The organism is Bradyrhizobium sp. WYCCWR 13022 (genome assembly GCF_030435535.1).
In the GTDB taxonomy this organism is placed as follows: Bacteria; Pseudomonadota; Alphaproteobacteria; order Rhizobiales; family Xanthobacteraceae; genus Bradyrhizobium.
In genome coordinates, this window is sequence record NZ_JAUIZJ010000025.1 from 324,316 (window position 1) to 346,965 (window position 22,650).

Below are 22,650 nucleotides of genomic sequence, written 5' to 3' on the forward strand. Positions count from 1 at the left end.
GGAAGGGGGGTAGCCGCGGATGCCGCACGCAGTTGTGAGCGAGCGTCAGCGCAGCCGGGCGAAGCAACTTCGCCGGTCGATGACGCGCGCTGAAACGCTGCTGTGGAGCTACCTGAAGGCTAATCGCATCGACGGTTTGGGCATCCGCCGTCAAACGCCAATCGGAAACTACGTCGCCGACTTCGTCTGTTCCTCGTCCAAACTCATCATCGAGCTCGACGGAGAATCGCACGACTTTGAAGAGCGGCAAAAAGCAGATCAACGTCGCGACGCGTTCTTCACCGCAGAGGGTTTTCAGGTTCTTCGCTTCACCAACGAGCTGGTGATGACGAACCTCGAGGGGGTTGTTCAGACGATCGGCCAGGCAGCTTCTGTCGGAGCCCGCGGCTTACCCCCCTCCCTGACCCTCCCCCACAAGGGGGGAGGGAACAATAGCACTGACCAGAGCAATTCAACCGACAAGAGCCGAGGCAAACAGCCATGAAATTCACCCTCTCCTGGCTGAAGGATCATCTCGACACCGATGAGTCGCTGGAAAAGCTTGCCGACAAGCTCACCATGATCGGGCTCGAGGTCGAGAACATCGAGGACAAGGCGAAGGCGCTGAAGCCCTTCACCATTGCGAAGGTGATCTCGGCCGAGCAGCATCCCAACGCCGATCGCCTGCGCGTCTGCTTGGTCGACACCGGTGACGGTGGCGCGCCGGTGCAGGTGGTGTGCGGCGCGCCGAACGCGCGCGCCGGGCTCGTCAGCGTGTTCTCGCCGCCCGGCACCTACATTCCCGGCAAGGACATCACGCTCGGCGTCGGCACCATCCGCGGCGTCGAAAGCCGCGGCATGCTGTGCTCGGCGGCCGAGTTGCAGATCTCCAACGACCATGACGGCATCATGGAATTGCCGGCGGACGCGCCGATCGGTGCCGGTTACGCCGAATGGGCCGCGCTCGGCGATCCCGTGATCGAGATCAATCTGACGCCGAACCGGCAGGACTGCACCGGCGTGCACGGCATCGCGCGCGATCTTGCCGCCGCCGACATGGGCAAGTTCAAGGACCCCACCGTCAAGCCGATCAAAGGCGAGTTCCCCTGCCCCGTGAAGGTCACGGTCGAGGACGCCAGGCTGTGTCCGGGCTTTGCACTGCGCCTCATCCGCGGCGTGAAGAACGGACCGTCACCGGACTGGCTGCAGAAGCGGCTGACTGCGATCGGACTGCGTCCGATCAATGCGCTGGTCGACATCACCAACTTCATGACCTACGACCGCGCGCGCCCGCTGCACGTGTTCGACGCCAGGAAGGTGAAGGGCAATCTCGTGGTGCGGCACGCCCGCGACGGCGAAACGCTGCTCGCGCTCGACGGCCGCACCTACAATCTCGATCCCTCGATCTGCGTCATTGCCGACGAGCACGGCGTCGAATCGCTCGCCGGCATCATGGGCGGCGAGGCCTCGGGCTGCGACGAAAACACCACCGACGTGCTGATCGAATCGGCACTGTGGAACGAGATCAACATCGCCCAGACCGGCCGCAAGCTCGGCATCAACTCCGATGCGCGCTACCGCTTCGAGCGCGGCGTCGATCCGGCCTTCATGGTGCCAGGGCTCGAGCTCGCCACGAAACTCGTGATGGAGATGTGCGGTGGGACGCCATCGGAGAACGTCGTGGTCGGCAAGGCCTTCGGCGATGACCGCATCATCGACTTCCCCGTGACCGAGGTGAAGCGCCTGTCCGGCATCGAGGTGCCGATGCCGGAGATGAAGCGCATCCTGACCCATCTCGGCTTCATGATGGCGGGCCCCGGCCCGGTCGTGAAGGTCGCGGTGCCATCGTGGCGCTCCGACGTGCATGGCAAGGCTGACCTCGTCGAGGAAGTCGTCCGCATCTACGGCGTCGACAAGGTGCCGATGACGCCGTTCGAGCGTGGCGAAGACGCCCGCAAATCCGTGCTGACGCCGCTCCAGCTCCGTACCCGCCGCGCACGGCGCGCGCTCGCGAGCCGCGGTATGACCGAGGCCGTGACGTGGTCGTTCATTACCAAGTCGGCGGCCGAGCTCTTCGGCGGCGGCCAGCGCGAGCTCGAAGTCGCCAACCCGATCGCGGCCGACCTCTCCGACATGCGGCCGAGCCTGTTGCCGGGCCTGGTCGCCGCGGCACAGGCCAATGCCGACCGCGGCTATGGCGACGTCATGCTGTTCGAGGTCGGACAGGTCTTCAAGGGCGATCGTCCGCAGGATCAGTTCATGGCGGCGAGCGGCGTGCGGCGCGGCCTTGCATCGTCGGAAGGATCGGGACGGCACTGGTCGGGCTCGGCGCAGACCAACGTGTTCGACGCCAAGTCCGATGCGCTCGCGGTGCTGGCTGCGGCCGGCGCCCCGATGCAGGCGCTGCAGATCGTCGCCGGCGGTCCCGCCTGGCTGCATCCGGGCCGCTCCGGCACGATCCAGATCGGGCCGCAGAACGTGCTCGGATACTTCGGCGAGATGCATCCGCGCGCGCTGGAGGCGCTCGGCGCCGACGGCCCGCTTGTCGTGTTCGAGGTCACCCTCGACCGCATTCCGGAAGCCAAGAAGAAGCCGACCCGCGCCAAGCCGCTGATCGAGCTGTCGGCATTTCAGCCCGTGTCACGCGACTTCGCCTTCATCGTCGACCGCACCGTGAAGGCCGGCGACATCGTCCGCGCCGCGCAAGGCGTCGACAAGAAGCTGATCACCGGCGTCATCGTGTTCGACGTCTATGAAGGCAAGGGCATCGACGACGGCAAGAAGTCTGTTGGCATCGCGGTGACGATCCAGCCGCGCGAGAAGACGCTGACCGACCAGGAAATCGAGGCCGTCGCCGCGAAGATCGTGGCTGAGGTCACGAAGAAGACGGGCGGCACGTTGAGAGCATGACGCCGAAAAGTGTGAAGCCGCTTTCGGACAACGTCATGCTCGAGAGACATGGAGCATGACGCTTACGGACTTCCTTCCCAGGGACGTCAGTCTCACCATCGCGATGGCGCTCTGCGCCATCGCTTTCGTTTCGGGCACCGCGCGCGGCTTCTCCGGCTTCGGCTCGGCACTGATCTTCATGCCGCTGGCGAGCAGCGTCGCGGCGCCGCGGCTGGTTGCGGCACTACTTCTCGTCATCGATTTCGTCGCGGCCGCGCCGCTGCTGCCCGACGCGTGGCGCAAGGCGGACCGCAAGGCGACCGCGGTGATCGTGCTGGGCGCCCTTGTCGGCGTACCCGTCGGCACCTATTTCCTCAACGTGCTCGAGCCCGTCACCACGCGCTGGATCATCTCCTGCTTCGTCGCCGCGCTGCTTCTGCTGCTGCTGTCGGGCTGGCGCTATCGTGGCAAGGACCACGTGTGGCTCTCGGTCGGTATCGGCGGTCTCTCCGGCTTCTGTAGCGGGCTGGCCCAGACCGGCGGGCCGCCGATCGTCGGCTATTGGCTCGGCCGCCCCATCGCCTCGATCGTCGCCCGCGCCAACATCCTGCTGTTCTTCGGCGCCTCGGACTTCTTCTCGATGGTCAGCTATGCCACGACCGGCCTGATCTCGCGCGAGTCGCTGGTGCTGTCGCTGATCGTCGGGCCGGTCTACGCGATCGGCGTCGCCTTCGGCGCATCGCTGTTCGGTCGCGCCAGCGAGACGATCTTCCGCAGGATCTGCTACGCTCTGATCGCAATCGCGGTCATCACCGGGCTGCCGGTGCTGGACGGGATTTTGCGGTAGCTCTCGTCACCGCCGTGGTGCGCGGCGCTTTTTCGTCGATTGCGTCGGCACGTCGGCCGGCTCGGCCTTCAGCGCACCGATCTTGCGCAGCGCGGCGTCCGCGGCGCGCTCGCCGCTGTCCCAGGCGCCGTCGACCGTGCCCCACAGCGTGTCATGCGTGGCTTCGCCGGCGAGGAACATGTTGCCGATCGGCTCGGTCAAAACTCTTCGCGCGAGTTGTCCGCCGGGCGAGGCCGCCGACATCGCGCCCATGACATAGGGCGAGGCGTTCCAGCGCGTCACCGCGGTCTTCTGCACGGCGGCCGCCGCCTCGCTGCCGAACAGTTTTGTGATCCACTCCTTCGCGAAGGTCGTCATCGCCTTCTCGCCCTGCTCGGCGAGATCGCGGCCGAACGAGCCGCCGACGTCGATCGAGCACAGCGAGGATCCCCCGATATTGGCGTACATCAGTGCGGTGCGCGTCGAAGTGCTCTGCTCGACGAGAACATCGTCGCGCGCGAGGCCCAGCGGGTTGCCCGGCAGCTGCAGCACGATGCGATCGTAGCTGCCGAGGGTGAGCTTCGATACCGCATCGAGCGTGCGCTTGGGAATGTCGGGCGCGAACTTGAGCGCACCCGACGTCAGCACATTGGTCGATACCGTGACGATGGCCGCGCGCGCGGCGATCTTGCCGGATGGCGTCTCCACGCTGACGTCGCGGTTGCTCCAGGCGATGCGGCTGGCCGGCGTCGAGAGCACCGTCGGCACCTGCTCGCCGAGCCTGGCGATCAACGTGCCCAGACCCTGGCGGCAGGCGATCGGGGCATTGCGGTCCTGCGCGCGCGCCTTGTCGATCGCCGACAGCTCCTTCAGATCCTTGCCGGCAAAGCTCGCGCCGAGCACGAATTCGGCGGCCCCCGCCCAGTCGCCGAGATCCTTCGGCAGCACAGACGCGCAGGAGGTATCGAGCTTGCCGCGCGCGGCCTCGTCGATGGCACGGTTGGTGCGCACCAGTGCCGCCAGAAACTCCTCGGTCTCGCCCGCGCGCGCATTGCGGCGGCCGATGCGCATCTTCTGACCCGACGGTGCAGGGGAAACATCGAGCCCGGCACTGCGCGCGAGCCGGATCATCGGATTGGTGTCGGGATTGTGCATCCAGCGTGCGCCGCGATCGAACGGCACGTCGAAGGTGGTCGTATCCGTGATGCAGCGCCCGCCGACTTGCGACGCCGCCTCCACCACCACGACCTTGCGATTGGCTGCCATGACGCGCCGCGCTGCAGCGATGCCGGCCGCTCCCGCACCGATCACGACAATGTCAGCCTCGCGCGGCAAGGGTGCGGCTGTTGCGCGCAGGATCGGCGCTGCGGCAAAGGCTGCCGACGCCGATAGGAAGCTGCGGCGCGTGATTGTCATGTCATGGTTTCCGGGGACTTGCAGCGAACGGGAACAGCCAGCGAACCTTGCCGTATCTGATGTTGCGCAGCAACCATCATGGTGAATCAATCGTGCTCGACCTCACAGACCCATGAACCGAATTGCAACAGGTTTCGACCATGATACAGATGGAAAAAAGATGGCCAGAAAGGCCCGGGGGAGTTCATGGGGACGGTCCTAGATTCAGTCGGCAAATTGATAGCCGCGTACCTCTCGAAGGAGGTGCCGGGCTACGAGCCGTTCACGCCGAGCGACCCCGAGCACCTGCGCGGCGTGATCCAGCCCGGCGACGTCATGCTGGTCGAGGGCAACAACCGCATCTCCGGCATCATCAAATATCTGACGCAGTCGACCTGGTCGCATGCCGCGCTCTATGTCGGCCCGGTCGAAGGCGCGCAGGAGCCTGATGGCGAGCCGCATGTGCTGATCGAGGCCAATATCGGCGAGGGCGTCACGTCCGCCCCGCTGTCGAAATATTTCCCCTATCACACCCGCCTCTGCCGCCCGGTCGGGCTCTCCTACGAGGATCGCACCACCGTGTGCCGCTATGCGATCAACCGCATCGGCTTCGGCTACGACACCAAGAACATCATCGACCTGATGCGCTTCCTGTTCCCGCTGCCGGTGCCGCAGCGCTGGCGGCGGCGCATGATCGCGATAGGCTCGGGCGATCCGACCAAGATCATATGTTCGGCGCTGATCGCGCAGGCCTTCGACGCCGTGCGCTATCCGATCCTGCCGAAGATCACCAAGGCCGGCAGCCGCGCCGCGCGCCGCGAGATCCTGCACATCCGCGACTCCTCGCTCTACATGCCCCGCGACTTCGACATCTCGCCCTACTTCGAAGTCGTCAAACCCACCATCGTGCACGGCTTCGACTACACAGCCTTGCACTGGGCCGACAAGCAAAAGCCGCTCGAGGAGGTAGCGGGCTCATTCGGTGTGTTTCCAGAAACGGTCAGTTCGCCGCCGCTCGTTCCTGAAGCGATTGACGAAGAAGCGCCGGCTGAGGTTTCGGCTGAGCAAATGAGCGCCGCGCATGTCTCGTTCCTGAAGAAGCTGGCGATGTATCGCCCGCGGCGCCGAGGTCGGACGAGAGAGCGGGCGGCATAGCTCTGCCGTCCCCTGGCGAAGGCCAGGACCCATCACTCCAATCGGCAGATTGCGAAGATTCGGCGTGCGGTACGGCTACCGGACGCAATTGATGGATTCCGCGGGATGGTGCTGGCTTGCGCCAGACGACGGAAGAACCTACCGCTCCGCCCTGCCAATCACCGCCATCAGCTCCGCGATCTTCTCGCGCTGATCCGCCTTGTCGCCGCTCGCAATCGCGTGCTCGACGCAGTGCGCGACGTGGTCCTTCAAAACCTCTTCCTCGACCCGGCGCAGTGCGGCGCGCACCGCCGAGATCTGCGTGACGATGTCGATGCAATAGCGGTCTTCCTCTACCATTTTCGACAGGCCACGAACCTGGCCCTCGATCCGGCCGAGACGTTTTCCGACGGAAGCCTTGATGTCCTTGCGCATGGCGTCTATATACCCCTACCGGGTATAGGTTACAAGGCCGGAGTGCAGGAATGAGCGACACGAACCACAGCCATCATCACCGGAACACGCAGTCCGGATGCGGCTGCTCCACCAAGATCGCGGCGACCGCGCCCAAGCCCGCCGTCTCGTCCTGCTGCGGCGGTCACGGCGATCATGCTCAGCATCACGGTCATCACCACAACGCGACAAAGGTGCTCGATCCCGTCTGCGGCATGACGGTCGATCCCGCGACCTCGAAGCATCGCTTCGAGCACCACGGCGAGACTTTCCATTTCTGCTCCGCCGGCTGCCGCGCCAAGTTTGCCGCCGATCCCGCCAAGTACCTCTCAAGGGACAAGGCGTCCGAGCCGGCGATGCCTGAAGGTACGATCTACACCTGCCCGATGCATCCGGAGATCCGCCAGGTCGGACCCGGCAGCTGCCCGATCTGCGGCATGGCGCTGGAGCCGGAAGTCGCGAGCCTGGAGACCGGACCCAATCCGGAACTCGCCGACATGACGCGGCGGTTCTGGATCGGCGGTACGCTGGCGCTGCCAGCCGTCGTACTGGAAATGGGCGGCCATCTCGCGGGGCCGCACAACTGGATCGATCCGACATTGTCGAACTGGATCCAGCTCGTGTTCGCCACGCCCGTCGTGCTGTGGGCCGGCTGGCCGTTCCTGGTGCGCGGCTGGCAGTCGCTGCTGACGCGCAACCTCAACATGTTCACGCTGATCGCGATGGGTACCGGCGTTGCCTATGTCTACAGCCTGATCGGCACCATCGCGCCGCAGATCTTCCCCGCCACCTTCCGCGGCCACGGAGGCGCAGTCGCCGTCTATTTCGAAGCGGCCGCCGTCATCACCGTCCTGGTCCTGCTCGGCCAGGTGCTGGAACTGCGCGCCCGCGATGCGACGTCGGGCGCGATCAAGGCGCTGCTCCAGCTCGCGCCGAAAACCGCGCGGCGCGTCGATGCCGATGGCTCCGAGCACGAGGTCGAGATCGATACGCTTCGCGCGGATGACCGTTTGCGCGTCCGTCCCGGTGAGAAAGTGCCGGTCGATGGCGTGATCCTCGAGGGTCGCTCCTCGCTCGATGAATCGCTCGTCACGGGCGAATCGATGCCCGTCACCAAGGAGGCCGGCGCCAAGGTCATCGCCGGTACGCTCAATCAATCCGGCAGCTTCGTCATGCGCGCCGACAAGGTCGGGCGCGAGACGCTGCTGTCGCAAATCGTGCAGATGGTCGCTGACGCCCAGCGCTCGCGCGCACCGATCCAGCGGCTGGCCGATCAGGTCGCGGGCTGGTTCGTGCCGACCGTCATCGCGGTTGCCGTCATCGCGTTCGCAGCATGGGCCTGGTTCGGACCGGAGCCGCGGCTGGCGTTCGGTCTGGTGGCTGCCGTCAGCGTGCTGATCATCGCCTGCCCCTGCGCGCTGGGCCTCGCGACCCCGATGTCGATCATGGTCGGCGTCGGCCGCGGTGCGCAGGCCGGCGTCCTGATCAAGAATGCCGAAGCGCTGGAGCGGATGGAGAAGATCGACACGCTCGTCGTCGACAAGACCGGCACGCTGACCGAGGGCAAGCCCAAGGTGGTATCGATCGTGCCCGCTACCGGCTTTGCCGAGGACGACATTCTCCGACTCGCGGCCAGCGTCGAGCGCGCCAGCGAGCATCCGCTGGCCGACGCGATCGTGCGCGCGGCCAAGGAGAGGCAGCTTGCGCTCGGCCAGGTCGAAGAGTTCGATTCGCCGACCGGCAAGGGCGCGACCGGCCAGGTCGACGGCAAAACCATCGTGCTCGGCAACGCCAAATACCTGACGTCGATCGGCATCGACACCAGGGCGCTCGATGCCGAGGCCGAACGCTTGCGCGGCGACGGCGCCACCGTGATCAACATGGCGATCGACGGCGCGCTTGCCGGCCTGTTCGCCATCGCCGATCCGGTCAAGGCCTCGACCCCGGAGGCCCTGAAGGCGCTCGCAGCCGAGGGCATCAAGGTGATCATGCTGACCGGCGACAACCGCACCACGGCGGAGGCGGTGGCGCGCCGGCTCGGCATTGCCGATGTCGAAGCCGAGGTGCTGCCCGACCAGAAGAGCGCGGTCGTGACGAAGCTGCAAAAGGCCGGACGCAGCGTCGCGATGGCCGGCGACGGCGTCAACGACGCACCGGCGCTGGCGGCGGCCGAGGTGGGCATCGCCATGGGCACCGGCACCGACGTTGCAATGGAAAGCGCCGGTGTCACCCTGCTGAAGGGCGACCTCACCGGCATCGTGCGTGCGCGAAAGCTGTCGCAGGCGACGATGAGCAATATCAGGCAAAACCTGTTCTTCGCCTTCATCTACAACGCCGCCGGCATTCCGATCGCCGCCGGCATCCTCTATCCCGCCTTCGGCCTACTGCTGTCGCCGATCATCGCGGCCGCGGCGATGGCGCTGTCCTCGGTGAGCGTGGTCGGCAATGCGCTAAGGCTGCGTGCGACGAAGCTGTGATGGCGACGAAATCCGTGTAGAACAAGTCCATTCGGCGGTACCCGCAGAGAGGGCCTGATGCAGCGGATTACGATCACGATCGAGGACGATCTTTTAGCGGAGATCGACGCTGCCGCCGAGGCGCGCGGCTACCAGAACCGCAGCGAGGTCATCCGCGATCTGGCCCGCGCCGGGCTGCAGCAATCGAGCGAGGACACCGCGCAGAGCGGCCCCTGCGTTGCCGGCCTCGTCTATGTCTACGATCACGCCGCGCGCGACCTCTCGAAGCGGCTGGTGCAGGAATTCCACGGCCATCACGACCTCGCGCTCGCCACCCTGCACGTCCATCTCGACGACGACAATTGCATGGAGATGACGGCGCTCCGCGGCGACGCCGCCGAGGTCAGACACTTTGCCGATCACATCATCGCCGAGCGCGGGGTGCGTTATGGCCGCGTGGTGATGATTCCGACGGGGGAAGGCAAGCCTTCCAAGATGCGGAAGCACGGGCATCGGCACGATTGATTCTTCCCCCTCTCCCCGCAGGCGGGGAGAGGCGCACCACTCAAGCCGCCTTCGCTGCAGTCCCGCTCGGCAATCCTGCGCGCGCGAGACCACCATAGAGCTGCTCGTTCGGCATTTCCTCGCGCAGGATCTTGCGCACCATAATCAGCTTCTCGAGATCGATTCCCGTCGCAAAACCCTTGCTCTCGCACAGGAACACGAGGTCCTCGAACACGACATTGCCGGTCGCGCCGGGCGCGAAGGGGCAGCCGCCGAGGCCGCCGAGCGAGCCGTCGAGGATGCGGACGCCTTCGTCGAGGGCGGCAGCGGCGTTGGCGATGCCCATGCCTCGGGTGTCGTGGAGATGGATGCAGATCGGCCTTTTCCCCGCGAGCTTGACCGCGGCGCGCGACAAGTCACCGACCTGCTTCGGCCCGGCATAGCCGACGGTGTCGGCGATCGCGACGAAATCGACGCCGGCCTCGAGGCACTTGTCGACGAGCCGCAGCACTTCCTCGGGATCGACCGCGCCTGTTATCGAGCAGCCGAGCGCCATCGAGATCGCGGCATTCACCAGCGGCTTGTGGGTGCTGGCATCGCGCATCTCGCACAGGCGCTTGATGTTGGCGATTGCGGACTCGCGCGAGCGATGCGCGTTGGCCTGGCTGTGCTCCTCGGTGGCTGAAACCACCGAGGCGATCTCGCCGACCCCTGATTCCAGCGCCTCGTTGACGCCGCGCTCGTTGAGCGCGAGCGCGATGCCGTGGGCACCGGGCAGGCTCGCCACCGTCGCGATGACATCGCGGACATCGGCGAATTGCGGAAAGGTCTTTGCCGGGAGGAACGAGCCGACCTCGAAATGCCTGACGCCCGCGGCGTATTCCTCGCGGACCCAGCGCTGCTTGGCCTCGGTCGACGGAAACTTCTTCACGAGCTGGAGCCCGTCGCGCAAGCCGACTTCGCGCACGCTGACGCGATCCGCGGGATAAATCGTCTCGATCCGGCTCATGCGCGCCTCCCAGCGGCTTTTGACGTGACGTCGTTGTTGTCGTCGATCTCGGCACGGACAGCGGACGTGTCGGCGCCGAGCGGCGCGACCTTCAGGCCTTCGCCGAGATGGTTGCCATTCCACTCGATCGGCAGCGTCGGCACATGGAACGATTTGCCGTCGGCGTTGACATTCGTGACAAGCCCGCCGGGCCGCAGCACATGCGGGTCGGTCAGCAGATCCTCGGGCCGGTTGATCGGCGAGAAGCAGATGTTGAGCGCGTCGAGCTTTCGCGACAGCTCGCCCACGTTCCATTGCCGGATGATCTCGGCGACGCGCGGGAGAATCCGCGGACGCGCCAGGATGCGGTCGGTGGTGGTGCGCAGGGCGGGATCGTCGAGAAACTCGCTCAAGCCGAACTCGCGGCAGAACGCCTGCCAGTGCCCCTCCGTCACGACGCCGATGAAGATGCGGCCATCGCCGGCGGCGTCGAAAATATCGTAGATCGGCCATGCATGCTCGCGCTCGGGCATCGAGCGCGGCTTGTTGCCGGTCATCTCGTACTCGACCATGTGCTGGGCGACCAGGAACAGGCAGTTCTCGAACAGACCGATACGGATGTCGGCGCCGTCACGCTTGCCACCGCGCTTCTGGTAGAGCGCAGCCAGGATGGCGATCACGCCGAACATGCCGCCCATGATGTCGTTGGCGGAGGAACCGACGCGCTGCGGCTTCTCCTTGGTGCCGGTCATGGCAGCGAGCCCCGACATCATCTGCACGACCTCGTCGAGCGCCGGACGATGCTCGTAGGGGCCGGACAGAAAGCCCTTGTGGCCGGCGACGATCAGATGCGGATGACGGCGGCGCAGCTCCTCGACACCCAACCCCTGCTTCTCGAGCAGGCCGTCGCGAAAATTCTCCAGGAACACGTCGGCCGTTTCCAGCAGCCGATGCATGGTGTCGCGATCCTCTGGCTTCTCGAAATCCAGTACCACGCTGCGCTTGCCGCGGTTGAACAGCGGGAAGAACGCCGTGCCCATGCCGCCGAGGGAGCGGGTCTTGTCGCCGGCGAGCGGTTCGACCTTGATCACCTCGGCGCCAAGCTGCGCCAGGATCATGCCGCAGGTCGGGCCCATCACCATGTGGGTCATCTCGACGACCCGCACGCCTTCGAGCGGCAATCCGGTTTCAGCCATCCGTCACTCCATGTCCGTACGGGTTCGAAGACTAGGCCTTCACAAGCCTTCTTAAAAATATAATCTGTCGAAGAGTGCCTTCGCGCTTATAGAACGCTTCACCGCCAATGGCGATCTGACATGGATTCGCGCCAGCTCCGCTATTTCATCGCCGTCTACGAGCAGCGGAACCTGTCGCGCGCCGCCGACCAGGTGAATGTCGCCCAATCCGCGCTCAGCCACCATATCTCGAACCTGGAAGCCGAGTTCGCAACGCCGCTGTTCGAGCGCAAGTCGCGCGGCATGGACCCGACCGCGGCCGGCGAGCGGCTCTACGAGCACGCCCGCATCATCCTGCGTGCGATGGCGGAGGCCGAGACCGAGGTGCGCGAGGGCGCCCGCGTCATTGCCGGCGAGATCTCGATCGGCATGGCGAATTCCGGCGTCAAGGCGATCGGCGTCGAACTGATGCGCACGGTGCTGACCAAGTATCCCAAGCTGAAGCTGTCGCTCACCGAGAGCCTGTCCGGCGCGACGCTGATGCATCTCATGGTCTCCAACGTCGACCTCGCGCTGGTCTACAATCCGCCATCGGAGAAAGAGCTGATCACGGAGGCCGTGCTCGAGGAGGAGATGTTCCTGGTCGGCATTCCCAAGCTCGTCGGCAAGGCCAAAACGCCCATCCGCTTCGAGGAGCTGAGCCGGCTGCCGCTGATCCTGCTGCGCTACGGCCTCGGCCTGTCCTCGCGCGCGCTGCTGGACGATCCCGTGCTGCTCAAGCGGCTGGAGGGCGGCGCGATCCTGCACGCCAATTCGATCACCGGCATGACCGGCGCGCTGGTGGAGGGGCTCGGCTGCACCATCGCGACCAAGCTGTTCGCGCGGGAAGAACTCGCTGCCGGCCGCCTTGTCGCGCGCGAAGTGATCGCCCCGAAACTCACCCGTACGCTCTATCTCTGTCGCCTGCGCAACCGCCCGATGACCTACGCGATGGAAGAGATGCGCCGCCTGATGCTGTCGCTGATTGCCGAGCAGGTGCGCAACGGCGGCTGGCAGGCGACGCTGGTGGAGTAGGGAGACGCGGACTCTCCCGAGTTCGAAAATCTCGAACGCTTCGATCGATATGTTCGTCTGGATTTCTGGCGTCGCCCGGCCAACATGGCGCGGTCCGGCAAGGTTCGCGAAAACCACAGAGATGAGCCGCCGGGAACCGCGCGCGATTGGCGCGCCACGGGGAGGACATCATGAGCGTTGTCGGCATCGACACAGGCTTTGAGCTGGGCGCTGCACCTTCAGGACCGGACGAGATCTCGCGACGACTGGAGGCGATGCCGGCGACGGGCCATGTCTGGCGGCTCGTCATCCTGCTTTCGCTCGGCGGCTGCTTCGAGATCTACGATCTGTTCCTGACCGGCTACATCGCGCCGGGCCTCGGCCGCAGCGGACTGTTGAGCACGACGACGCAGGCCTTCTTCGGCTTCTCCGGCATCGGCGCCTTCGTCGCCGCGACCTTTGCCGGCCTGTTCGTCGGAACCTTCTTCCTCGGCTTCCTCGCCGACCGGTTTGGTCGCCGCGCGATCTTCACCTATGCACTGCTCGGCTATACCGCGGCCTCGGCGATCATGGCCTGCCAGACCTCGTCGGGCGGACTGTTGCTGTGGCGCTTCCTCGCCGGCATCGGAATCGGCATCGAGATCATCACCATCGACGCCTACATCACGGAGCTGGTGCCGAGCCGGATGCGCGGCCGTGCCTTCGCGGTGAACCAGGCGATCATGTTCGTCGCCGTGCCCGTGGTCGCCTTCCTCGCCTGGTGGCTGGTGCCGCTCGCGCCCTACGGCGTCGAAGGCTGGCGCTGGGTGGTGCTGATTGGCGCCGCCGCCAGCATGATCATCTGGGTACTGCGCCTGTTCCTGCCCGAGAGCCCGCTCTGGCTGGCGCGCCACGGCCGCACCGATGAGGCGTTCCGGATTCTCACGACGCTGGAATCCAGAGGCGGCAGCGCAACGGCGAGCCCCTCGGCTTCGCTCGCGCGGCCAACGGCGCAGATCACGGCACGCGTCGGCTTCGCCGATCTGTTCCGGCCGCCCTATCTCTCGCTCGTCGTCCTGTTCATGGTGTTCAACCTCTGCCAGGCCTTCGGCTTCTACGGCTTTGCCAATTGGGTGCCGACGCTGCTGGTGGAGAAGGGCATCACCGTCACCAAGAGCCTGCAATATTCCTTCATCGTCGCCTTCGCCTACCCGATCTCCCCGCTGCTCGCCGCAAGCTTCGCCGACAAGTTCGAACGCCGCTGGATCATCGCCGTCGCCTGCCTTGCCATCATCGTGTTCGGCATGGCGTTCGCGCAGCTGACCGAGCCGGCGCTGCTGATCGTCTGCGGCGTGCTGCTGACCGCCTGCAACACGACGATGTCCTACGCGTATCATGCCTACCAGACCGAGGTGTTCCCGACCCAGATCCGCGCGCAGGCGTCCGGCCTCGTCTATTCGATGAGCCGGCTGAGCGCGACATTCTCGGGCTTCATCGTCGCCTACATGCTGAAGGAGGCCGGCGTCATGGGCGTGTTCGGCCTGATCACCGTGGCCATGCTGATCGTGGTGATCGCGATGACGCTGTTCGGCCCCAACGTGCGCGGCAAGGCGCTGGATACGGTTTGACCCTCCCCCCGTAAGAACGGGGAGAGGGTCGAGGGAGCGTCGATACGCTCACGCGGCGAGCAGATTCTGTAACGCCGCGCCGTTGGGAACGCCGAGGCCGGAGCAGGCATCCCAGCCGGGGCCGGCCTTGTACATGCCGTGCAAGGAACCGGTGATGTCGTTGTTTCCGACGGTGATGTCGCGGAACACGCCATGCGCATGCGAGGCGTAGATCAGCGGATTGATGAAGCCGACCGTCTTGCCGAATTTCCTGGTCGTGGCCTCGTTGATGCGGGCGATCAGTCCGGCCATCAAGGGCGCCACCGCACTGGTGCCGCCGATCGTGGTCATGACGCCGTTGAGGAAGATCTGGTAGCCGGTCGCGGGATCGGCATCGCCAGCAACATCGGGCACGCCGCGCCCGACTGAATGCGACGGCGATTTCGGCACATGCGCGTTGGCCTGGTATTGCGGCCGCGGGAATACGATGCTGACGCCGCCGCCGCCCGCGCCGTCCTGCGGACCGCCGTTCCAGACCGTCTCGGTAATCGCACCGTTCGAGGCCTTCAGATTGGTGCCGCCGCAGGCCAGTGCGAACGGGCTCGAGGCCGGGAAATCGGCATGCGGCTTGCCGTCCCATCCGTCGGCCATGTCAGCCGAGCCGTTGTCGCCGGAGGCGACGCAGACTGTGACGCCCATCGCGGCGCCATCCCGGATCGCCTCATTGAGGCCGTCGACGAATTGCTGCGAGCCGGCCGGATCTTCCGGTCCGCCCCAGCTGATCGAGATCACCGAGGGCTTTCGCACGGTGTCGTGGACGGCGGCCTTCACCGCATCGATGAAGCCGTTGGTGGTGTTGGGTGCAAAGTAGACCACGATCCTGGCGCCGGGTGCGATCGCGCCGGCCACCTCGATGTCGAGCACGACCTCGCCATCCGCTTCGGAATGGCCGGGCTTGTTGGCGCCGCCGTCGACGCTCGCGGGCACGATCTGCGGCATCGGGATGCCCGCCTTCTTGAAGAAGGTTTTCAGGTCCGAGGTCTTGTAGCCGGCGCCCGTGGGATGGCCCTTGGTGTCGATGTCGTTCAGCTCGATGATGGCGATGCACTGGCCCGCGCCGGTCTCGCCGCCCGGGAAGTCGTAAAGCTTTGCGATCTCCTCGACCGAGAAGCTGCCGCCCTGCCCCGCGCGCGCCGTGGCGCCCTTCTTCGCTGTCTTGCCAGTCGTCTTGCCAGCCATCCTGCGCCGGAAATGCGGCTGCGCCACCGGCCGGTTGTCAAGGCCATGCACGCCGACCACGATGCCTTCGAGTTCGGCCGGGATCTGCACGTTGCCCTTGCGCATGCGATAGGTCGCGCCCTCGTGCTTGACCTTGTTGAGCTTGACGCCGAAAGCCGCGCCCATCGCCTTCACTGTGCCGGTCAGCTTCACCGTGCGGGAGGCCAGATGCACGCTCTTGACGTTGAGATCGTGGTGGTGGGCGAAATCGTCGATCTTGGCGACGTCAGCCGTATCGGCGCCCATCTGCTCGGCGAACTCGGTGCGGGAGAGATATTGCCGCTCGCGCGGCGGTTGTGCGCCGAGCGCCATCACCTGTTCGTCGTCGGCGCGCTTGGCGCGTAGGCGGACGCTGATCTCGATTTCCTGCTTGGGATCGGCCGCGCCGACGAGCTTGGCCCCCCGTCGGCAATTTCCGGGCGCTGTTCGCCAGCGTGACACGCTTAGTCGAGCTTGCCATGACTTCCTCCGTTTGTGATTGGAAGGCGGATTGATGCACTTCAACTATAGGTGTAATCTCAAATTCCGATTGGTTCAGATGATTGATCGATTTTTTTCAGAAAAGCACTTGTTTTGCAGAGCAGTTGCTCTGCCGTCTCAAATCGGCACGGAATTGGTCAATAACCCCGACCATTCTGTGAATAGGTTTTCGATCTAAAATTGCAACCGTCGGCTGATCCGGCCGACCCATGAATGACGCTTGTCAAAATCAATTGGCGGAGACCGTCTAATGCCTGCTGACCGCAAATGGGTTGAGAGAAATCTCGGGTTCGATCCGATCACCACGCCGCCGCCGCGCCAGACCTTCGTCGTCAAGCGCATCGCGGATGCCGCCGTGAAGAAGACCGCGAAGGTCGCGCCCGAGGACTTTCAGCGCGAGATCATTGATTTCGATTCCGAATCGATCGAAGGCCGCGCGTTCATGGCCTTCTCGACCGCGACCGGGCTGTCGCGGTTCACCGACATTCCCTGGCCCAAGGGGCTCGCGCCGCAGACCGGGCCGAAGCCGGGCAACGGCAAGGGCCCGCTGCCGCGCGCCGACGTGCTGGTCGTGACCTGGACCGTCGACGAAGGCCACGCAACCAGCCGCGTGCTGACGCCGGGCAAGGATTCGCACAACGACTACGTGCCCTACACGCACAATTACGCGACCATCTCCAAGAAGATGCGCAACGGCTGTCCGGCCAGGGAGCTGAAGCGGCTCGGCGCCTTCTGGACCACGACGATCGGCGGGAAGAAGGTCGTGGTGTTCAAATCCGACTCGCACATGTCGCAGGACGGGCCGCAGCTGCCGAACATCGACGTCTGGCGCCAGATCATCACCGAGGTGCAGCCGACGCTCGTGATCACCACGGGCACGGCCGGCGGCATCGGGAAACGAGTCGAGGTCGGCGACGTCGTGGTCAGCCCGATCGTGCGTTTCGACTGCCTGTCGAAGTTCAAGAAGCAGCCGTTTGCGCAGGCGCATTTCTCCAGCAAGCCGGCCAAGACGACGAAGTTCGCCACGGCGAAGACGCTGTTCAAGGCCAATGCCGGGCAACTGCCGAAGACAAACACCCGGCCGCCGAAGATCTTCGTGGTCAAGCCGAGCGAGCTGTCGTCCTCCGTGGTCACGACCGATTTCTTCGGCTTCGACACCTCGGACAATCACTTCAAGCTCCAGGGGCTCGGCGACGTCTCCGAGATGGGCGATGCCATTCTGGGCCTCGTGGCGCAGGACATGGGTGCAAAGGCGCCGCGCTGGCTCGCCATCCGCAACGTCTCCGACCCGCAGATCAAGGCCGAGGGCACGCTGAAGCAGCAGGAGCAGGTCGCAGCCCAGATCTACAAAGGATTCGGCCGCTGGAGCACGGTCTGCAGCGCCATCGCCTGCTGGGCGAGCATCGTGGCGGAGCCATAGGGCATGATCCGGAAAAGTGTGACGCGGTTTACCGACAAGATCATGCCCAAAATATAAAGCCGCAGAACCTGGCAGGTCAGCCTCCCTTGCCGAAGCGAGCCGGGGTGTCTACCTCTCGCTGGTGATTTCGTGAGAGGTTCCCATGCTGGATGCCGCCGTCAAGGCGCTGTCGCAAATGATGTCGCCGCCGATGCGCTCGATCCTGTGGCGGTCGATCGGGCTGGCGCTCGTACTCATCGTCGTGCTGGCGATCGGGTTGCAGCGATTGCTGAGCTGGTTCGCGACCTATGGCGAGGTCTGGCTGGAGGGCCTGCTCGGGCCCAGCTGGCACTCGTCGCTGGAAGTTCTGTCCTGGATCATCTCGATTGCGGCCGGTTTCGGCGTCGTGTTCGGCAGCGTGTTCCTGATGCCCGCGATCACCTCGCTGGTGGCGAGCTTCTTCGTCGACGATGTCGCCGACATCGTCGAGCGCGAATATTATCCGGCCGAGCGGCCGGGCACGGCACTGCCCTTCAACCAGGCCATCCTCGAAGGCATCAAGACCGCGCTGCTGACCATTTTGGTCTATCTCCTCGCATTGCCGCTGGTGTTCCTGGCGGGCGCCGGTTTCCTGATCTTCTTCCTCGCGGCCGCCTGGCTGCTCGGCCGTGAATATTTCGAGCTCGCGGCGATGCGCTTCCGCTCGCCGGAAGACGCCAAGGCGATGCGGCGCGACAATGCCGCGACGATCTTCACTGCGGGCCTGTTCATCGCGGCCTTCGTCTCGATCCCGATCGTGAACCTGGCGACGCCGATCTTCGGCATGGCCTTCATGGTCCACATGCACAAGCGGTTGTCAGGACCGCGGCCCGAGCTGATCGAGCCGGCGCGGCAGATGCGGTGACGATGCCCTCCCTCTCCCGCTCGCGGGAGAGGTGAACGGGCGCTACGCGACCTTGACTCCGCATTTCCGGAGCACTGTCTTGGCAAAGCCGAATGGCGCCGGCGTGAACGGCCCCGGCGGCGCGCGGGTGATCAGCGCGATGAAGCCGAGCGCTGATATCGCCAGCCAGAAGCATAGCCAGAAGCCGTCGATATAGGCGAGCACATTGGCCTCGCGCGCGACGAAACTCGCCAGCGTCCCGACCGCGCGTGCCGGCGCCGAGCCGGCGCCATGGGCCGCAAAATGCTCGGTGAGCTGCTTCAGCGCGCGCACGACGTTGACGTCGCCAACCTCGAGATTCTGACCGATATAGAAGGAATGGATCTGCTCGCGAACGCGCAGCCACGTTCCCATCAGCGCCACGCCGATCTCGGCGCCGCCGAGCCGCATGATCTGGATATAGGCGGCAAAGGCCGTGGCACGGCTGGGATCGGAATTCGACAACAAGGTGATGATAAGCGGCAGCAGCGTCAGCGACTGTCCGACCGCTTGGAGCAATACGATGCCGATGAAGTCCTCGCGCGCCCAGTCGTGGGTGAGTTGAGTCCCCCAGAGATTGGCCGCAGCAAAGCAGGCAAATCCCACGACCACCACCGTGCGCGTATCGAAATGCCGGAGCAGCCATATCGAAACGGGCACCAGCACGAACATCGGCAACGCGCCGAAGGTGAGCAGCAGCCAGCCGCTCTGCTCGGGCCTGAGCTGCCCGACGGCGCCGAGGAAATTCGGCACCAGCGACGCGTTGGATAGGCTGGTCAGCGTGTAGAGCAGGATCAGGATCAACCCCAATCCGACATTGCGCGAGAACAACACGTTCACATGCGCCCAGGGCTGCCGTACCAGTGATTCGTTGGCGAGGAAGGCGACGAACAGCGCGCTGCCGCCGACCAGCAGCGCCATCACCGTGCCGGAGCCGAGCCAGTCCAGGCGATTGCCCTGGTCGAGGCCGGCATAGATCATCCCGACGCCCGCACCGAGCAGCAGCATGCCGCCCCAATCGGCCTCGCGCAGCAGTGCGCGATTGACCGGCTCGCCGGGCGTGCCGAGATAGACCATCAGGCCCATCAGCGGCGCGATCACCACGCCCTGCCAGTACAGCCATTGCCAGCCGAGGTGATCGACATAGAACCCGACCAGCGAGGTCGACGAGTCCAGCGCAAAGCCGACGCGGATCGAATAGAGCGCGATCGCCGGCAGCCACCAGCGGATCGGCAGGTTGCGGAACACGATCATCAGCGTGGCCGGCACGAAAGTGCCGAGCAACAGGCCGTGCACGACGCTCAGCGCGATCAAGGTCGGATAGTCGCGCACGAGCGGAATGATCAACGAGACGAGCGCGTAGACGAGGCTGGGAATGCCGAGCACACGGCGCAGGCCAAACACGGTCGCGAGCCAGGCCACGGCTGGCGCAATGAAGATCTGCGAGCCGATGCCGGCGGTCGAAAGCCAGGCACCCTCGTCGAAGCTGAGTCCGAAGGCACCGCGCAGATCGGGCAGGCCGACCGTGGTCAGCCGGCTGTCGAAATTGGCGAGGAACGAGCCGAGCAGCACCGCGGCCACCGCAAACAGCGGCTGCGGCGCGATGCCTCCGCGCGAGACGGGCCCGCGACGGGCATCGTCATTTTCCGCCATCCGCGCCCTTCGTATCGATGCTGGTGACGACGGACATGCCCGGTACGAGCCGCGCCAGCAGCGGCTGGTTGTCGTCGAACTGGATGCGGACGGGAATGCGCTGCACGACCTTGGTGAAATTGCCGGTGGCATTGTCCGGCGGCAGCAGCGCGACCTGCGCACCGGTGGCCGGCGCGATGCGTTCGACCTTGCCGCGCAACTTCTCGCGCGGGAAGCTGTCGACGGTGATCTCGACCGGCTGCCCCGGCGCAACGTGCGTGAGCTGGGTCTCCTTGTAGTTCGCGATTACATAGACCTTCGGCAGCGGCACCACATTGATGAGGTTGGTTCCGATATTGACGTAGTCGCCGGGCTGCGCCTGCCGCTCGCCGACAACGCCGTCGAACGGCGCCGTGATCCTGGTGTAGCCGAGCTTGAGTTTTGCGCTCGCCAGCGTCGCCTTGGTGGCGTCGAGATCGGCGGCGCGCTGCTTCTTGGTACCTTGCAGAACCTCGAGCTGATGCTGCTGGGCGGCGATCACGGCGCGGCTGGCGCGCACATCGGCCTGCGCCTTGGCAAGGCCTGCGACGGCCTGCTCGAGCCGCTGCCGCGTGCCGGCTTCGGTCTGCGACAGCGATTGCTGGCGCTCCTGCTCCTGCTTGGCCTCGACCTCCAGCGCCTCCGCCGACACGCGCGAGGCTTCGGCCTGAGCGATGGTCGCATATTGCAGCTCGATCTGGTTGGAGAGATTGTCGAGCACGGCTTGCGCGGCGGCAACGGCCGCCTCGGACTGCGCGACCTGGGCCTGATAGTCCGCGGGATCGATCTGGATCAACAGATCGCCGGCCTTGACGCGCTGGAAGTCGGTGACTGCGACCGTCAGCACCTCGCCGGAGACCCGGCTCGCGAGCCGCGTCAGCTCGGCGCGGACATAGGCGTCGTTGGTGGTCTGGACCACTTCATTGCCGACCCATTCGTCGAAGCGCAGCGTCGCCAGCGCGACGAAGGCAAGCGCGACGATCACCGCGAACAGCGGGATCGCCAGCCGGCTCCAGAGCGAGCTCGCCGGCCGCCGTGTCGACTTGGGCGGCGGATCCGGTGGGGCTGTGGGCGGTGACGTTGAAACCTGTTCCTGCTGACTCACGCCGTGTCCCCAAAACCGCTTTGCCTTCTCAGACCGTCTTCTCCGGCCACCGGCAGAGATCGTTGATCAGGCAAACCTCGCAGCGCGGCTTGCGCGCGAGGCAAGTATAACGGCCGTGCAGGATCAGCCAATGATGGGCGTGCAGCATGAACTCGGCCGGGATCACCTTTTCGAGACCAAGCTCTACCTCGAGCGGCGTCTTGCCGGGCGCGAGGCCGGTGCGATTGCCGACGCGGAAGACGTGCGTGTCCACCGCCATGGTGTGCTCGCCGAAGGCCATGTTGAGCACGACGTTTGCGGTCTTGCGCCCCGCGCCGGGCAACGATTCGATCTCCGCGCGCGTGCGCGGCACCTCGCCGCCGAAATCGCTGAGGACTTTTGCCGACAGCGCAATCACGTTCCTGGCCTTGGTACGGTAGAGGCCGATGGTCTTGATGTAGTCGCGCAGGCGCTCCTCGCCGAGGTCGAGCATCTTCTGCGGCGTGTCGGCGACCTCAAACAATTCCCGTGTCGCCTTGTTGACGCCGGCGTCGGTTGCCTGCGCCGACAGCACCACGGCCACCAGCAGCGTGAAGGGGTTGACGTGCTCGAGCTCGCCCTTCGGCTCGGGATTGGCCTTGCGGAAACGGCTGAAGACCTCGCGAACTTCCGCCGGCGTCCAGGGTTTTGTTGCCTTGAGCGATTTCCTGGCCGGCGCCTTCGGTTTGGCGGTGGCCGCCTTTGCTTTTTTCTTCGGCACCGCTTTGCGCGAGGCCGGCTTGCGGGTGATTTTCGCCATGATCGGGATATACTGAGGGACGATGAGCACAGGCAACGAAATTGAGCGCCAGGATCTTGAAGGTCCTGCCGAGCAGCAGATCTTCTCCGCGCTGCTGACGCCGCACCGTTCGCTGAACCGCACCGGCTTCCTCGCCGTGATGCTGTTCCTGAGCGTCGTCAGCTTCGTCACCGGCATTGTCTTCCTGATGAAGGGCGCCTGGCCTGTGCTCGGCTTTTTCGGCCTCGACGTGCTCGTGGTCTGGTGGGCCTTCAAGGTCAATTTCCGCAACGCCCGGGCGCGCGAGGAGATCACCGTCACGACCTCGGAATTGCGCGTGCGCCGCATCAGCCATCGCGGCCAGGTCGCCGAATGGAGCTTCAATCCGCTCTGGGTGCGCCTCGACATGGAGGTCGACGAGGACTTCGGCATCGAGCATCTCTATCTGATCTCGCGCGGCCACCATATCCGGATCGCAAGGTTCCTCGGACCTGACGAAAAATCTAGTTTCTACAAAGGCTTGGTTGAGGCGCTGAACGCCGCCAAGCGCGGCCCGACCTACAATCCGATCAGCTGATTCCCAGTCGGAAATCGGGTGGT

Annotated in this window: 19 protein-coding genes; 11 read left to right on the forward strand and 8 right to left on the reverse strand. The window is 65.3% G+C overall.

What is annotated here, in order from left to right; translation table 11 throughout:
• Positions 1–19 precede the first annotated feature (19 nt).
• From QY049_RS31405 to QY049_RS31415, 3 genes are read left to right on the forward strand one after another with little or no spacing between them, the layout of a single operon-like run.
• On the forward strand, positions 20–484 hold the full coding sequence (locus QY049_RS31405; protein ID WP_258764410.1) for an endonuclease domain-containing protein: 465 nt from the start codon (positions 20–22) through the stop codon (positions 482–484).
• Positions 481–2,889: a phenylalanine--tRNA ligase subunit beta gene (gene pheT, locus QY049_RS31410; protein WP_258764411.1), complete on the forward strand. Its 2,409-nt coding sequence runs from the start codon at positions 481–483 to the stop codon at positions 2,887–2,889. Before QY049_RS31405 ends, pheT begins: the two co-directional genes overlap by 4 nt.
• Before the next feature lie 55 nt (positions 2,890–2,944).
• On the forward strand, positions 2,945–3,715 hold the full coding sequence (locus tag QY049_RS31415) for a sulfite exporter TauE/SafE family protein (RefSeq protein WP_258764412.1): 771 nt from the start codon (positions 2,945–2,947) through the stop codon (positions 3,713–3,715).
• Between the two features lie 6 nt (positions 3,716–3,721).
• Here the strand turns inward: QY049_RS31415 and QY049_RS31420 are convergent, their stop codons facing one another.
• A complete protein-coding gene (locus QY049_RS31420; protein WP_258764413.1) occupies positions 3,722–5,110 on the reverse strand; it encodes an NAD(P)/FAD-dependent oxidoreductase in 1,389 nt (462 codons plus the stop codon).
• Between the two features lie 186 nt (positions 5,111–5,296).
• On the opposite strand from QY049_RS31420, the gene QY049_RS31425 reads away from it, so the two are divergent.
• Positions 5,297–6,244: a YiiX/YebB-like N1pC/P60 family cysteine hydrolase gene (locus QY049_RS31425; RefSeq protein ID WP_258764414.1), complete on the forward strand. Its 948-nt coding sequence runs from the start codon at positions 5,297–5,299 to the stop codon at positions 6,242–6,244.
• Between the two features lie 138 nt (positions 6,245–6,382).
• On the opposite strand, the gene QY049_RS31430 is transcribed toward QY049_RS31425, so the two are convergent.
• Entirely contained in the window at positions 6,383–6,658 is a 276-nt protein-coding gene (locus tag QY049_RS31430; RefSeq protein ID WP_007598521.1) for a metal-sensitive transcriptional regulator, read from the reverse strand.
• 50 nt (positions 6,659–6,708) lie between these two features.
• Here QY049_RS31430 and QY049_RS31435 point away from each other — a divergent pair, with 50 nt between their 5' ends.
• Both QY049_RS31435 and nikR read left to right on the forward strand, forming a co-directional pair.
• Positions 6,709–9,153: a heavy metal translocating P-type ATPase gene (locus tag QY049_RS31435; protein ID WP_258764415.1), complete on the forward strand. Its 2,445-nt coding sequence runs from the start codon at positions 6,709–6,711 to the stop codon at positions 9,151–9,153.
• Positions 9,154–9,210: 57 nt separating this feature from the next.
• Positions 9,211–9,657, forward strand: a complete 447-nt coding sequence (gene nikR / locus QY049_RS31440; protein ID WP_194478736.1) for a nickel-responsive transcriptional regulator NikR — start codon at positions 9,211–9,213, stop codon at positions 9,655–9,657.
• A gap of 40 nt (positions 9,658–9,697) precedes the next feature.
• Here nikR and QY049_RS31445 read toward each other — a convergent pair whose 3' ends face one another.
• Positions 9,698–10,645, reverse strand: a complete 948-nt coding sequence (locus tag QY049_RS31445; RefSeq protein WP_258764416.1) for a hydroxymethylglutaryl-CoA lyase — start codon at positions 10,643–10,645, stop codon at positions 9,698–9,700.
• Positions 10,642–11,820: a CoA transferase gene (locus QY049_RS31450; RefSeq protein WP_258764417.1), complete on the reverse strand. Its 1,179-nt coding sequence runs from the start codon at positions 11,818–11,820 to the stop codon at positions 10,642–10,644. The genes QY049_RS31445 and QY049_RS31450 overlap by 4 nt, the downstream gene beginning before the upstream one ends.
• 120 nt (positions 11,821–11,940) lie before the next feature.
• Between QY049_RS31450 and QY049_RS31455 the strand changes: the two genes are divergently transcribed.
• On the forward strand, positions 11,941–12,873 hold the full coding sequence (locus tag QY049_RS31455; RefSeq protein WP_258764418.1) for a LysR family transcriptional regulator: 933 nt from the start codon (positions 11,941–11,943) through the stop codon (positions 12,871–12,873).
• A gap of 170 nt (positions 12,874–13,043) precedes the next feature.
• Complete coding sequence (locus QY049_RS31460) at positions 13,044–14,459, forward strand: MFS transporter (RefSeq protein ID WP_258764419.1); 1,416 nt, start codon at positions 13,044–13,046, stop codon at positions 14,457–14,459.
• 48 nt (positions 14,460–14,507) lie between these two features.
• Here QY049_RS31460 and QY049_RS31465 read toward each other — a convergent pair whose 3' ends face one another.
• Positions 14,508–16,157, reverse strand: a complete 1,650-nt coding sequence (locus QY049_RS31465; protein WP_301270382.1) for a protease pro-enzyme activation domain-containing protein — start codon at positions 16,155–16,157, stop codon at positions 14,508–14,510.
• 289 nt (positions 16,158–16,446) lie between these two features.
• Here QY049_RS31465 and QY049_RS31470 point away from each other — a divergent pair, with 289 nt between their 5' ends.
• Entirely contained in the window at positions 16,447–17,616 is a 1,170-nt protein-coding gene (locus tag QY049_RS31470; protein WP_194478742.1) for a hypothetical protein, read from the forward strand.
• A 142-nt stretch (positions 17,617–17,758) separates the two neighbouring features.
• Complete coding sequence (locus QY049_RS31475) at positions 17,759–18,499, forward strand: sulfate transporter family protein (protein ID WP_258764421.1); 741 nt, start codon at positions 17,759–17,761, stop codon at positions 18,497–18,499.
• 42 nt (positions 18,500–18,541) lie between these two features.
• Here the strand turns inward: QY049_RS31475 and QY049_RS31480 are convergent, their stop codons facing one another.
• Genes QY049_RS31480 through nth form a run of 3 tightly spaced genes read right to left on the reverse strand, consistent with a single transcriptional unit; the run spans position 18,542 to position 22,071 of the window.
• Entirely contained in the window at positions 18,542–20,170 is a 1,629-nt protein-coding gene (locus QY049_RS31480; RefSeq protein WP_258764422.1) for an MFS transporter, read from the reverse strand.
• The gene (locus QY049_RS31485; protein ID WP_194478745.1) at positions 20,157–21,293 is read right to left on the reverse strand and encodes an HlyD family secretion protein; all 1,137 of its coding nucleotides are present in this window, start codon (positions 21,291–21,293) and stop codon (positions 20,157–20,159) included. Before QY049_RS31485 ends, QY049_RS31480 begins: the two co-directional genes overlap by 14 nt.
• A gap of 28 nt (positions 21,294–21,321) precedes the next feature.
• Entirely contained in the window at positions 21,322–22,071 is a 750-nt protein-coding gene (nth, locus tag QY049_RS31490; RefSeq protein WP_258764423.1) for an endonuclease III, read from the reverse strand.
• 22 nt (positions 22,072–22,093) lie between these two features.
• On the opposite strand from nth, the gene QY049_RS31495 reads away from it, so the two are divergent.
• Positions 22,094–22,627, forward strand: coding sequence for a DUF2244 domain-containing protein (locus QY049_RS31495; protein WP_258764424.1), 534 nt, complete (start codon positions 22,094–22,096; stop codon positions 22,625–22,627).
• Positions 22,628–22,650 lie beyond the last annotated feature (23 nt).